The sequence below is a fragment of the Streptomyces sp. CS113 genome (assembly GCF_002188365.1).
Taxonomy (GTDB): domain Bacteria; phylum Actinomycetota; class Actinomycetes; order Streptomycetales; family Streptomycetaceae; genus Streptomyces; species Streptomyces tendae.
The window spans coordinates 7,450,475-7,463,528 of the sequence record NZ_KZ195574.1 but is presented as its reverse complement, the minus strand read 5'-3'; the positions used below and the strand labels follow the sequence as shown (position 1 = coordinate 7,463,528).

10 protein-coding genes are annotated in these 13,054 nt (G+C 74.0%); 8 read left to right on the top strand and 2 right to left on the bottom strand.

The window, feature by feature from the left end; all coding sequences use genetic code 11:
- Window positions 1-68 precede the first annotated feature (68 nt).
- A complete protein-coding gene (locus B9W62_RS33645; RefSeq protein ID WP_179235797.1) occupies window positions 69-377 on the top strand; it encodes a hypothetical protein in 309 nt (102 codons plus the stop codon).
- A gap of 142 nt (window positions 378-519) precedes the next feature.
- Window positions 520-1,467 (top strand): hypothetical protein, encoded by a 948-nt coding sequence (locus B9W62_RS33640; protein ID WP_087810688.1) that lies wholly within the window; start codon window positions 520-522, stop codon window positions 1,465-1,467.
- 112 nt (window positions 1,468-1,579) lie between these two features.
- Here B9W62_RS33640 and B9W62_RS33635 read toward each other — a convergent pair whose 3' ends face one another.
- The gene (locus tag B9W62_RS33635) at window positions 1,580-1,762 is read right to left on the bottom strand and encodes a hypothetical protein (RefSeq protein ID WP_052837043.1); all 183 of its coding nucleotides are present in this window, start codon (window positions 1,760-1,762) and stop codon (window positions 1,580-1,582) included.
- A 270-nt stretch (window positions 1,763-2,032) separates the two neighbouring features.
- On the opposite strand from B9W62_RS33635, the gene B9W62_RS33630 reads away from it, so the two are divergent.
- Both B9W62_RS33630 and B9W62_RS33625 read left to right on the top strand, forming a co-directional pair.
- The gene (locus B9W62_RS33630) at window positions 2,033-4,897 is read left to right on the top strand and encodes a DEAD/DEAH box helicase (protein ID WP_087812212.1); all 2,865 of its coding nucleotides are present in this window, start codon (window positions 2,033-2,035) and stop codon (window positions 4,895-4,897) included.
- Window positions 4,894-6,162, top strand: coding sequence for an SWF or SNF family helicase (locus tag B9W62_RS33625; protein WP_087810687.1), 1,269 nt, complete (start codon window positions 4,894-4,896; stop codon window positions 6,160-6,162). The genes B9W62_RS33630 and B9W62_RS33625 overlap by 4 nt, the downstream gene beginning before the upstream one ends.
- A gap of 186 nt (window positions 6,163-6,348) precedes the next feature.
- Here the strand turns inward: B9W62_RS33625 and xylA are convergent, their stop codons facing one another.
- Entirely contained in the window at window positions 6,349-7,512 is a 1,164-nt protein-coding gene (xylA, locus tag B9W62_RS33620; protein WP_087810686.1) for a xylose isomerase, read from the bottom strand.
- Between the two features lie 155 nt (window positions 7,513-7,667).
- Between xylA and xylB the strand changes: the two genes are divergently transcribed.
- From xylB to B9W62_RS33600, 4 genes are all read left to right on the top strand, one after another.
- Window positions 7,668-9,113, top strand: a complete 1,446-nt coding sequence (gene xylB / locus B9W62_RS33615) for a xylulokinase (RefSeq protein WP_087810685.1) — start codon at window positions 7,668-7,670, stop codon at window positions 9,111-9,113.
- Between the two features lie 218 nt (window positions 9,114-9,331).
- The gene (locus B9W62_RS33610) at window positions 9,332-10,540 is read left to right on the top strand and encodes an ROK family transcriptional regulator (RefSeq protein WP_087810684.1); all 1,209 of its coding nucleotides are present in this window, start codon (window positions 9,332-9,334) and stop codon (window positions 10,538-10,540) included.
- 419 nt (window positions 10,541-10,959) lie between these two features.
- On the top strand, window positions 10,960-11,565 hold the full coding sequence (locus tag B9W62_RS33605; RefSeq protein ID WP_087810683.1) for an N-acetylmuramoyl-L-alanine amidase: 606 nt from the start codon (window positions 10,960-10,962) through the stop codon (window positions 11,563-11,565).
- A gap of 161 nt (window positions 11,566-11,726) precedes the next feature.
- Window positions 11,727-12,986 carry a GAF domain-containing protein gene (locus B9W62_RS33600; RefSeq protein WP_087810682.1) on the top strand — a complete coding sequence of 420 codons (1,260 nt, stop codon included), beginning with the start codon at window positions 11,727-11,729 and terminating at the stop codon, window positions 12,984-12,986.
- Window positions 12,987-13,054 lie beyond the last annotated feature (68 nt).

The window sequence follows — 13,054 nt, the reverse complement described above, 5'->3', positions numbered from 1 at the left end:
TCAACTCTACGTTGAGTAGCAGGAGATGCACGGTCGGCCAGGATGATCGTTTGGGGAGGGTGGTCCGCTTGTTCCGCAGGATCCTCGAGGCTTGGGACAGATCCCGTACCGCTCGGCGCACGGAGGGGAGCAAGGACGGGACGGCGGGAGGCGGGCCCCGCTCGCACAACCTGTTCGAGGCCGCCGCCGCCTACGTCTCGGCGTGTGTGGAGGACGATCAGGACCGGATCGACGAGGCGGCGGGCCGCGTGTCGCCGGAGGCCTTGTCGTTCGGGGTCAACGAACTGGCGTGCCGGGCCGTGATCGCGCTCGCCCGGGAGCGCCGGGAACCGCCGCGGGACGTGGCCCGCGCGCTCCTCGGGCTGCCCGCGCCCTGAGCGTCGCACCTCGGCCGCCACGTGGTCGATTCGCCCCCGTCCAACCGGAAAGCTGCAGCTCGGGTGCGTCTGGGAGTCGTGACAAGGGCTTCCCGGGCGCACTAGGGTGCCCGCCATTGGACGAACCGATGGGGAGGCTGGGATGGCCGGGACGGACGAGGACGCCGTCGCCGCCGCGGACGATGCGCTCTATGTGCTCACGGCGGTGCTGCTGACGCCGGCGAAGTTTCCGAGTGTGCTGGGCGACGACTACCCGGAGGCGTGCGCCGCGCTCGGTCTCCCGCCGCTGGCGGACGGCTACGGCCTGGTGCTCGGCCAGGACGGTGACGGCGCCCGGTGGACCGTCGTCATCGACGACGTCTCGCTGGTCGCGGTCGCCGTGGCGTCCTGGGACTGCGGCATGGAGTACGACCTGTCGCCGGACGAGCGGACGGTCGTCACCGCGCTGCCCGGCTGGCCCCTCGCGGTCGCCGTGGCGGCACCCGGTGTTCCCGTGCCGCACGACCCCGGGCCCGAGTCCACCGACCAGCCCGCGCTGTGCCCGCCGGACACCACTGTCTGGGGGCCGGCGCAGCGACGTCTGGGAGCCGACGAGATCGCCTTGCAGTGGGCGCAGTGGCGGGAGCAGATCGACGACGCGGAGTTCCCGACGCCGGGCGGCGAAGCCGGTTCGCCGGCCGGTGCCCCCGGCGACGGCGGGAAAGCCGGCGCGGACGCCGAGGCAAGCAGTGACGAGGGAGCACCGGCCGCCGCCGCGGACGAGGTCGTTGCCACGGACGAGGTCGCTGCCGCGGACGACCGGACCGGCGCCGGGGCCTTCGGGCACGGCGGTGTCCGGCGAGTCCTCGCGGAGGCCCGCGCCTACCTCGACACACCGCCGCCGCTCGGCCGGGTCAGGTCGTCGTTCGCCCCTGGCGACGCGCGGACGCTGCGTGCCGACGGTCCCGGCTGGTCGCTCGTCGCCAGGACCGACGACATCGCGTTCGTCCTGCTCGACGAGGAGCCCGGTGAGGTCCTGCCGGTGGGGCGGGGACCGTCGCTGCCCGGGCTCCTGGAAGCCCTCGACAAGATGGCCGTCCGACCGAGCTGACCGGGACACGGACGGCGTACCACCGCCCGGGGCGGGGAGGGGGAGGTACGCAACCCCTCCTCCCCGCACGACCGGCGGCACGGCGCCCGGCGCCCGGCGCCCGATCAGTGCCTCAACGGCCTATCTCCCTGCGCGAGACACGGCGCAGCCTGCGCCGCTGCGAGGGATCGAGTGTGAGGTAGGCGGCGGCCGGGACTCCCAGAACTATCAGCAGGGCGGCCCACCAGGGCAGCCAGATCAGCAGGATGAGCCCGACCGCCACACCCCCCGCTGCGACCTTGGCGTTCTTCGACATGATGTCGCCTCCTTCGCGGCCACTGCCGCTCTCTGTCCTGAAAACGGGCCCGCGCTCCCGGCGGTTCCGCAGCGCGACCCTGAGAACTCCCTGAGGACCGACCCCTACGCGCCCCTGAGAGTCCGTCGGCGACCGAGTCCGGAGGGGTGCCGTGAGACACCTCCCCCCTTGAATAGTGAGCCATGCCACAAACAAAGCGCAGCCCAGCGATCCAGTGATCGCATATACTCGGCCGCCGCATCCTGGCTAGTCAAATTTGAGGAATACGTCATCGCTGCGCAGAACGCTCTTCCGACCCCCTCCGAGATCTCCGCACTGGCCGACTGCTGCGCCGTCTTCCTGCCCGGCGAACCGGCACGCACCGGCACGGTCGCCTTCTGGCGGCCCGACGGCGAAGCGCCCGGCACCGTCCCGTCGGGGACCCCGGGGAGCCTGACGGTCGTACTGCCCGAGGACGACGGCGTCGAAACGGTGAGCGTGCCCGCGGTGCTGCTCCCGGTAGGGGCCGCCCTGCCGGTACTCACACGCGCGCGTGCCCGTGCGGACGGGCATCGGGCGTCGGTGTTCTGGGGAGCGGTCGCCGTCGAGGCCCTGCACCTCGTGGCGCGCGGACTGCTGCTGCCCGGCCTCTCCGCGGCCGAACACGACGCCTGGCGCGCGGGTCCGCTGGACGCGCGGGAGAGCGAGCGGGTCCGCCATCTCGCCGCCGCCATGCCGCCCGAGGCGCACGCGGTCCCGGTCGACGACACCGGCCCCCCGCGTCTGCCCGACCCGGAGGTCCTGGTGCGCTCCTTCCTGGACGCGGTCGCGGACACGCTGCCCCGCTCCCCCGCCGCCGAACTGGTGGCGGGCGGGCCCGCCTACGCCTCGTGGCAGCCGCGGCTCTCGCCCGAGCTGCGCGAATGGGCCCTGGACGTCGCCGCGGGGCACGACACGGGCGTACGGCTGTCGCTCCGTGTCGAGGTGCGGGGACTGTCGGCCGGTACTCCCCGGGACGCCCGGCCGACGTTCCGGGCGGTGCCCCAGGTGCACAGCGTCAGTGACCCCACGCTTGTCGCGGACACCGCCGAGGTGTGGGCCGGCACCGTGGCCGCCGCGTTCGGCACGCGCGCGCGTACAGACGCCCTGCTCGCCCTGCGCCGGGCGGCCCGGGCCTGGCCCTCGCTCAGCCCTCTGCTGTCGGCGGCCGTTCCCGACGCGGTCGAGCTCACCGACGAGGAGATCGCCGAGTTGCTCGGAGCCGGGTCCCGGGCGCTCGTCGGCGCCGGAGTCGACGTGCACTGGCCGAGGGAGCTGGCCCGCGACCTGACCGAGCACGCCGAGGTGGGGCCCCCGCAAGGCGATCCGGGGTCGCGCACGACCGGGTCCGGGACCGGCGCGTCATTCCTGTCCGCCGACGCACTGCTCGCCTTCAACTGGACGTTCGCCCTGGGCGGCAAGAACCTCACGCGCGAAGAACTGGATCTGCTCGCCGAGGCGAACCGCCCCGTCGTGCGCCTGCGCGACCAGTGGGTGCTCGTCGACCCGGAGGAGGCCCACCGCGCCCGCGCCCGGCAGGACCACAAGGTCACGCCGGTCGACGCGCTCGCCGCCGCTCTGACGGGCTCGACGGAGGTCGACGGACGCCGCGTGGAGGTGCGGCCCACGGGATGGCTGGCGGCCGTGCGGGAGCGCCTCGCCGACCCCGAGGCGCAGGAGGCCGTGGCGCAGCCCGCCGCTCTTCGGGCCACGCTGCGCGACTACCAGCGGCGGGGCCTCAACTGGCTGGTTCGCATGACGTCGTTGGGACTCGGCTGCTGTCTCGCCGACGACATGGGGCTCGGCAAGACCATCACGCTGATCGCCCTGCATCTGCACCGGCAGACGGACGCGGAGGCTGCCGGTCCCACCCTGGTGGTCTGCCCGACCTCCCTGATGGGCAACTGGCAGCGGGAGATCGAGCGGTTCGCGCCCGGCACGCCCGTACGCCGCTTCCACGGCACCCGCCGCGACCTCGACGGCCTCGCGGACGGCGAGTTCGTGCTGACCACCTACGGCACCATGCGTCTGGACACCGACCGGCTCTCCGCGGTGTCGTGGGGCATGGTCGTGGCGGACGAGGCGCAGCACGTGAAGAACCCGTACTCGGAGACCGCGCGGCAACTGCGCTCGATCGGCGCCCGCGCGCGCGTGGCCCTCACCGGAACCCCGGTGGAGAACAACCTGTCGGAGCTGTGGGCCATCCTCGACTGGGCCACGCCCGGGCTGCTCGGCCGGCTCGGCAGCTTCCGCCGGCACTACGCCCAGGCCGTCGAGGGCGGACAGGACCCGGCGGCGGCGGAGCGACTGGCCCGGCTCGTAGGGCCCTTCCTGCTGCGACGCCGCAAGTCGGATCCCGGAATTGCGCCGGAGCTGCCGCCGAAGACCGAGACGGACCACCCCGTGTCGCTGACGGCGGAACAGACGGGACTGTACGAGGCGGTGGTGCGCGAGGCGCTCGCGGAGATCGCCGGGGCCGGCCACATGGCGCGGCGCGGCCTGATCGTGAAGCTGCTGACGAGCCTCAAGCAGATCTGCAACCACCCGGCGCAGTTCCTCAAGGAGGACCGGCCGAAGATCACCGGTCGCTCCGGGAAGCTGGAACTGCTGGACGAGCTGCTCGACACGATCCTCGCCGAGGAGGCGAGCGTGCTGGTCTTCACGCAGTACGTGCAGATGGCACGGCTTCTGGAGCAGCACCTGGCGGCGCGCGGAGTGTCGTCGATGTTCCTGCACGGCGGCACGTCCGTCACCGCACGGGAGTCGCTGGTGCGGCGGTTCCAGGACGGCGAGGTTCCGGTCTTCCTGCTGTCGCTGAAGGCGGCGGGCACCGGACTGAACCTCACGCGCGCGGAGCACGTCGTGCACTACGACCGCTGGTGGAACCCGGCCGTCGAGGCGCAGGCCACCGACCGCGCCTACCGGATCGGTCAGACCCGCCCCGTCCAGGTGCACCGGCTGATCGCGGAGGGGACCATCGAGGACCGCATCGCCGCCCTGCTGAACCGCAAGCGGGAACTGGCCGACGCCGTGCTGGGCTCGGGCGACGCGGCGCTCACGGAACTGACGGACGCGGAACTGGCCGACCTGGTCGAACTGCGAGGGGGTACGCGATGACTCGGTACGACAACGAGGCGGAACGGACGTTCGTCGCGCTGCCGCCCGCACAGGGCCGGGGTTTCGCGCAGACCTGGTGGGGGCGCGCCTGGCTGAAGGCGCTGGAGGACGCGGCGATGGACGCGGCGCAGGTGAAGGCGGGGCGCAGGCTCGCGCGCGCGGGAGCGGTCGGCGCGGTGTCGGTGCGGCCGGGACGCATCACCGCGGTCGTCCACGACAGGGACCGTACGGCGCACCGGGCCGACGTGCTGCTGGAGCGGCTCTCCGACGCCCAGTGGGACCGCTTTGTCGACATGGCGATCGAGCGCTCGGGACATGTCGCGGCGCTGCTGGACCGTGACATGCCGCCGCACCTCGTGGAGGACGCCGCGGCCGCCGGCATCGACCTGCTGCCGGGCATGGGCGACCTGGAACCCGAGTGCGACTGCGGTGCCTGGGACCACTGCGGACACACCGCGGCGCTCTGCTACCAGGTGGCCAGGCTGCTGGACCAGGATCCCTTCGTCCTGCTGCTGATGCGGGGCCGCGCGGAGGGCGCCGTGCTGGAGGCCCTCCAGACCCAAGGCTCCGCACCAGCGGAAGAGGTCGCTGTCCGGCAGGAGGGGGTGGACGCGGCCGAGGCGTACAGGGCGGGACAGGTACTGCCGCCGCTGCCCGCACCGCCCGGCCTCGGGGACGGTCCGGGCGTACCGCCGCCCCTGGACACGGAGGCGGCCTCCCCGCCCGGCGTCGACCCGGCCGGCCTGTCGTTCCTGGCCTCCCGGACGGCTGCGGAGGCCCACCGTCTGCTCGCCGAGGCCCTGCGCGCCGGGCACGACCGGCGGGCCGTGGCCCCGGAGCCGACCATGGCACAGGATGCGGTGCGCCTGGCCGCGGGGGATCCCGGGCCGGATGTGCTGGACCGTCTCGGCGAGGGTTCGGGGCGAACGCGGGAGGCCCTGGCCACGGCCGTACGCGCGTGGCGGCTCGGCGGTGGGACCGCCCTGTCCGTACTCGAGGAGGAGTGGGCCGTCGAGGGCGACGCCCTCGCACGCGCGCGTGCGGCACTGGAGTCGGCCTGGGAGGTGGACGAGCGGCCGTCGTTGCGGGCTCGGGCCAACCGGTGGAGCGTCGTCGGCGCACCGCACCAGCTCCGTCTGGATCGCGAGGGGCGTTGGTGGCCGTACCGCAGGGAGCACGGCCGTTGGGTCCCCGCGGGCGGCGCCGACCAGGACCCGGCGACGGCCCTGGCCGCGGCGGCCCTCGCGACGGGCGACGAGACCTGACAGCCGGCCCGGCCGCGCCCGGCCGGCGTTGCCCTCACGAGACCTGACCCGCGCCGCTTTGGCTCCTCGGCGCTCCCCGCCCCGTCCGGCGCGCGCGGATGCGGGGCCATCGACCGAGACGTACGGGCTCCGGCCCCCACCCGAAGGTGGGGGCCGGAGCCCGTACGCGACAGGGGCGAGGACGGATCAGCGGGCGCCGAGGAGGTGGTCCATGGCGAGCTGGTCGAGGTGCTCGAAGGCCATGCCGCGTGCGGCGGCGGCGTCCACGTCGAAGGTGTCGTAGGCGCTCTGGTCGGCCAGCAGGGAAGCCAGTCCGTCCTCGGCGGTCGGACGGGCCAGCTCGTCCAGCCGGGCCGCGGCCAGCGCCTCCTGCACCTGCGGGTCGGCGCGGAAGGCCGCGGCCCGGTCCTTGAGGATCAGGTAGTTGCGCATGCAGCCGGCCGCCGACGCCCACACGCCGTCGAGGTCCTCGGTCCGCGGCGGCTTGAAGTCGAAGTGCCGCGGGCCCGCGTAACCGGCCCGCTCCAGCAGGTCGACGAGCCAGAACGCGGCCCGCAGGTCGCCGGCGCCGAACCGCAGGTCCTGGTCGTACTTGATGCCCGACTGGCCGTTGAGGTCGATGTGGAAGAGCTTGCCCGCCCACAGCGCCTGGGCGATGCCGTGGGGGAAGTTCAGACCGGCCATCTGCTCGTGGCCGACCTCCGGGTTCACGCCGTACAGCTCCGGCCGCTCGAGGCGCTCGATGAAGGCCAGGGCGTGGCCCACCGTCGGGAGCAGGATGTCACCGCGCGGCTCGTTCGGCTTCGGCTCGATCGCGAACTTCAGGTCGTAGCCCTGCTCGGTGACGTACTCGCCCAGCAGGTCGAAGGCCTCCTTCATCCGGTCCAGGGCGTCCCGCACGTCCTTGGCCGCGCCGGACTCCGCACCCTCCCGGCCGCCCCAGGCCACGTAGACGCTCGCACCCAGCTCGACCGCGAGGTCGATGTTGCGGATCGTCTTGCGCAGCGCGTAGCGGCGCACGTCCCGGTCGTTGGCCGTGAAGGCGCCGTCCTTGAACACCGGGTGCGTGAACAGGTTCGTGGTCGCCATCGGCACCTTCATGCCGGTCGCGTCCAGCGCCTGCCGGAACCGCTTGATGTGCGACTCCCGCTCGGTGTCGCTCGACCCGAAGGGGATCAGGTCGTCGTCGTGGAACGTGACGCCGTACGCGCCCAGCTCGGACAGGCGCCGCACCGACTCGGCGGGGTCCAGGGCCTGCCGGGTGGCGTCACCGAACGGGTCACGGCCCTGCCAGCCGACCGTCCACAAACCGAACGTGAACCTGTCCTCGGGAGTGGGCTGGTAGTTCATTCCGCGGCTCCTCACTCGATGCCGATCAATCGCCGCCGACTATTTCGTCATGGCGCTTTACAAATTAGTATGCACACACGGTCCTGGGAAGAGACAAGGTGTCCCCCAAGGAGTGAAGGCCGGGTCACAGGACCCGCGGAAGAGGGAGAAGCCCGATGTCAGCAGCCGAGGGTCCGCTCGTCGTCGGCGTGGACACGTCCACCCAGTCCACCAAGGCGCTGGTCGTCGACGCGGCCACCGGCCGGGTCGTCGCGAGCGGCCAGGCACCCCACACCGTGTCCTCCGGGGCCGGCCGGGAGAGCGACCCGCGCCAGTGGTGGGACGCGCTGGGCGAGGCACTGAGCCAGTGCGGCGAGCCCGCCCGCGAGGCCGCCGCGGTCTCCATCGGCGGACAGCAGCACGGCCTGGTCACGCTGGACGCGCAGGGCGAGCCGGTCCGCCCAGCCCTGCTGTGGAACGACGTGCGCTCGGCCCCGCAGGCCCGCCGCCTGATCGACGAGCTGGGCGGGGCCAAGGCCTGGGCGGAGCGCACGGGGAGTGTTCCCAGCGCCTCCTTCACGGTCACCAAGTGGGCCTGGCTGGCCGAGCACGAGCCGGACGCGGCTCGCGCGGTGAAGGCCGTACGGCTCCCCCACGACTACCTCACCGAGCGCCTCACCGGCGAGGGGACCACCGACCGCGGCGACGCGTCCGGCACCGGCTGGTGGGCGTCGGGCACCGAGGCGTACGACGAGGGGATCCTCGCGCGCGTGGGGCTCGATCCGGCGTTGCTGCCCCGCGTCGTCCGGCCCGGTGAGGTGGCCGGCACCGTACGCGACGGCCACGGCCTGCCGTTCTCCAAGGGGACCCTGGTCGCGGCGGGTACCGGCGACAACGCGGCCGCCGCGCTGGGCCTGGGGCTGCGCCCCGGCGTCCCGGTGATGAGCCTCGGCACGTCGGGCACGGTGTACGCCGTGTCGCAGCACCGGCCCGCCGACCCGACCGGAACGGTGGCGGGCTTCGCCGACGCGCGCGGCGACTGGCTGCCGCTGGCCTGCACCCTCAACTGCACGCTCGCCGTCGACCGTGTCGCGTCCCTGCTGGGTCTGGACCGGGACGCCGTCGAGCCGGGCACCGACGCCACGCTCCTGCCCTTCCTGGACGGCGAGCGCACACCGAACCTCCCGCATTCCTCCGGTCTCCTGTACGGGCTCCGGCACGACACGACCGCGGGCCAGCTGCTCCAGGCGGCATACGACGGCGCCGTCCACTCGTTGCTCGGCGCGCTCGACCTGGTCCTCGACGCCGACGCGGACCCGTCCGCGCCGCTGCTGCTGATCGGCGGCGGCGCCCAGGGCGCGGCCTGGCAGCAGACGGTACGGCGGTTGTCGGGCCGCCCGGTACAGATCCCGGAGGCCAGGGAACTGGTCGCGCTCGGCGCCGCAGCACAGGCCGCCGGCCTGCTGACCGGCGAGGACGCGGCCGCCGTCGCCCGGCGCTGGAACACGGCCGCCGGGCCGGTGCTCGACGCCGTGGAACGGGACCGGGCGACGCTGGACAGGATCACCGGGGTACTCTCCGACGCGGCACCGCTGCTGGAACGGGACGCGGCCTCCCGGTGAGGGCGCGCCCGTCACGGGCGGGCCGCCGACGGCCGGTGCGCGAGCGGGTGCGGCGGGCTCGTCGTCCGCGGACCGGGACGAGGTGGTGAGGGGACAGCTCTCCTGCCGTGTCCCGGAGCAGCACTGGCCGACGGGCCGCCCGTGGACCGACCGCCCGGCGGCACCCGGGGCCGCCCGGGGCCGGACCGAGTGACGACAGACCAAGGACTGACGGAGGCATGACCGCACCGCCGCACGAAACCCACCCGGCCCGTCCGGGGCGCGCGCTGCCGAACACCCAGCAGGGGATGCGCCGCCGCAATCTCGCGCGGGTGATGCACACCGTCAGCGCCGAGGGGCCCCTGTCCCGGGCCGCCGTCGCCTCACGGATCGGGCTGACGCGGGCGGCGGTGTCGACGCTCGTGGACGAACTGGTCCGCTCGGGACTGCTGGAGGAGCTGGGCCCCGAGCGCCCCGGCCGCGTGGGCCGGCCCGGATCCGCGCTCGCCGTCAGCGCGCAGGGTCCGGCCGGCATCGGGGCGGAGATCGGCGTCGACCATCTCGCGGTCTGTGCGGTCGACCTGCGCGGCCGGGTACGCGCGCGTGCCGTTCGGTACGGCAGCAACCGGGGCCGTTCGCCGGAGCCGGTGCTCGCGCAGCTCACCGGTCTGGTGCGGCAGGTCGTGTCCGAGGCGGAGGCCGAGGGGTTGTGGCCGGCCGGGCTCGCGGTGGCCGTGCCGGGTCTCGTGGCCCGGGACGGCCGGACCGTCGTGCGCGCCCCGAACCTGGACTGGCACGACGCGGACCTCGGCGCGCTGCTGCCCGCGGACCTGCCGCCGACGGTGGACAACGAGGCGAATTTCGGTGCGCTCGCCGAACTCTGGCTCGGTGACGGCACTCCCCGGGACTTCCTGCACGTCTCGGCCGAGATCGGCATCGGCGCGGCCGTGGTCTTCGACGGCCGGCTGCTGCGCGGTACCCGCGGGTTCGCCGGCGAGCTGGGGCATGTGCCGGTCCATCCCGACGGTCCCGACTGCGCGTGCGGCGGTCGCGGGTGCCTGGAGCAGTACGCCGGTGAGAAGGCGGTACTGCGTGCGGCGGGCGTGGAGCCCGGGGAAGACCGTGTCGGCCTGCTCGCCGGACGTGCCGCGGAGGGCGACGAGGACGTACGGCGTGCTCTGCGCGAGGCGGGCACGGCACTCGGCATCGCCCTGACCGGGGCGGTGAACCTGCTGGACCCCGAGGGCGTGGTGCTGGGCGGCGCACTGGCCGGACTCGCGCCCTGGCTGCTGCCGTCGCTGCGGGAGGAACTGGCCCGGCGCACGGCCGGGCCCGCCTGCCCGGTGGCGGTGTCGGAGCTGGGCCCGCAGGGACCGCTCCTCGGCGCCGCGCACTCCGTGGTGCGTGCGGTCCTGGACGACCCGGGCGCGCTCGCCCGGCAGGCCTGACACCACCCGGGCAACCCTGACCCCGCCCGGGCCGGCCTGACACTGCCCGGCGGCCCTGGCACCACCGGGCAGGCCTCACGCCACCCGGCAGAAGGTTCGCCGCCTGCCCGGCCCGCCGCTCTCGTTCACTCGATCGAGTGAGCGCTGTGTCCACAAGGCGGTGGCTGTCCACGGAACGGCGCGGCGCTCTACTGCGCAATCCCCGCTCCCCGTACGGTGATTCACGCGAACGCACCTCGCCCACCGGGCGGCCGGACGTCCGCGTCGGCATCCCGCTTCGCGGTCCATGCCGCCACGGCACGCCGCTCCGCCATGCCGGCTCCGTCATGCCGCCGCGGCATGTCGCTCCGTCAGTGGCGAGCTGCCGAGCAGCGACCCCCCACTCGGGCCCAGGGCCCCACCGACGAAAGGGCAATCCCATGGAAAGGGAGAGGACAGCACCCGCTCCGACCAGGCGGCGACTCCTGAAGGGCGCCGCGTTGGCCACCGTCCCGTTCACCCTGCTCTCCGGTACCCGGGCAGCCGCGCGGACCCGTGCCGTCGACTACCCCTCCGCGGAGTGGCTGCCGGCGAACACGTCGAACTACAGCCGGTCGAGCCGCCCCACGGCCTACCCCGTCGACTACGTGGTCGTCCACGTCACGCAGGAGACGTACGCCGACACCCTGTCCATCTTCCGCGATCCCGAGAGGCAGGTGTCCGCGCACTACGTCGTCCGGTCCTCCGACGGGCACGTCGCGCAGTGCGTCCGGGAGGCGGACATCGCGTGGCACGCGGGCAACTGGGACTACAACACCCGCAGCATCGGAATCGAGCACGAGGGGTGGGTGGACCGGCCCGAGTATTTCACCAACACCCTGTACGAGCAGTCGGCCCGGCTCACCGCGGCGATCTGCACCGCGTACGGCATTCCCAAGGACCGCACGCACATCATCGCGCACCACGAGGTGCCCGGCAGCGACCACACGGACCCCGGGCCCTTCTGGGACTGGACGCGCTACATCAGACTGGTCAACTTCGCCTGACCTCTCCTCGGCCTCGCCTGACCCCTCCTCGGCCTCGCCCGGCCTCGTCGCCGGTCCACTCGGAACACCACATTCGGGTGCCCAGCCGGTCGAAGTGGTTGTCCGCGCGTAGCAGCGGAGTCACGATGTCCCACACCGCAACAGCGTCCGGGGAGGCCGAGTTGACTGATTCATGGCTGGCTCTGGAACCGGGAGCCGACCCCGCAGAGCGCGCGCGGACACTGCGCCGGGCACACGAGACCTTCACCGAAGCGGGGACGGTGCCCCGACCGGTGCGCTCCGTGGTGGCGGAGTCGTGGCGGCGGTCGGTCCGGGCGGGCGTCGGCCCGGACGGTACCGCGAACGTGGAGCTGATGGACGGTGACCTCGGCGCCTACCGGGCGGAGCACCCGCTGTCGCGGGTGATGCCGCTGGTCCGGGAGCTGCTGGGGACGTTCGCCGCCGACGGCGAGCACCTGCTCGCGGTGTGCGACGCGCACGGCAGGCTGCTGTGGGTCGAGGGGCATCCGGCCACCCGGCGCCGGGCCGGGCGGATGAACTTCGTGCCCGGGGCCCGCTGGTCGGAGTCGGCGGTCGGAACGAACGCGCCGGGCACGGCGGTGGCCGTCGGCCGTCCGGTGCAGGTCTTCGCGGCCGAGCACTTCATACGCCGGGTCCAGCCCTGGACCTGCGCCGCGGCTCCGGTGCACGATCCCCGCACCGGGCGGGTGCTCGGCGCCGTGGACATCACGGGCGGGGACGGTCTGGCGCATCCGCACAGTCTGGGTTTTGTCCAGGCCGTGGCGCGCGCCGCGGAGTCGCAGCTGGCGCTGCTCACTCCGGAACTGCCGGGGCCCGAGGCGGCCGAGCTGACCGCGCTGGGCCGTGACGAGGCCCTGCTGAGCGCGGATGGCCGCCGGGTCCGGCTGAGCCGGCGGCACAGCGAGATCGTCGTGCTGCTGGCCCACCATCCGGAGGGTCTGACGGGCGACGAGCTGCTCTGCGCGCTGTACGAGAACGAGACGGTGCCGGCGGTGACGCTGCGGGCCGAACTGGCACGCCTGCGCGGCATCCTGGGGCCCGGCCGGCTGGCCTCCCGGCCGTACCGGCTCACGATGCCCGTCGAGTGCGACGCGGCCGTCGTCGAACGTCGGCTGCGGGCCGGCGCGGTGACGGGGGCGGCGACGGTGTACGCGGGTCCGCTGCTGCCCGGCTCCCAGGCCCCGGCGGTCGTCCGGCTCAGGCGCCGGCTCGCCGACGGCCTGCGGGCGGCGCTGATCACCTGCGGTGATCCCGACCTGCTGGCCGACTGGGGCCACGCACCGTGGGGGGAGGGCGATCTCGACGTGTGGCGCGCTCTCGCGGCGGTCCGGCCCACGGCGGCGACGCGCTCCCGGCTCGCCGCGCTGGAGGCGGAACTGGCGGCGCCCGGCCGGGGGTGAGCGCCCGCCGGTGAGCCGCGTCCGGGAGACCGCCCACCAGAACGCGGCGTGCGCAACGTGTCTGCAAC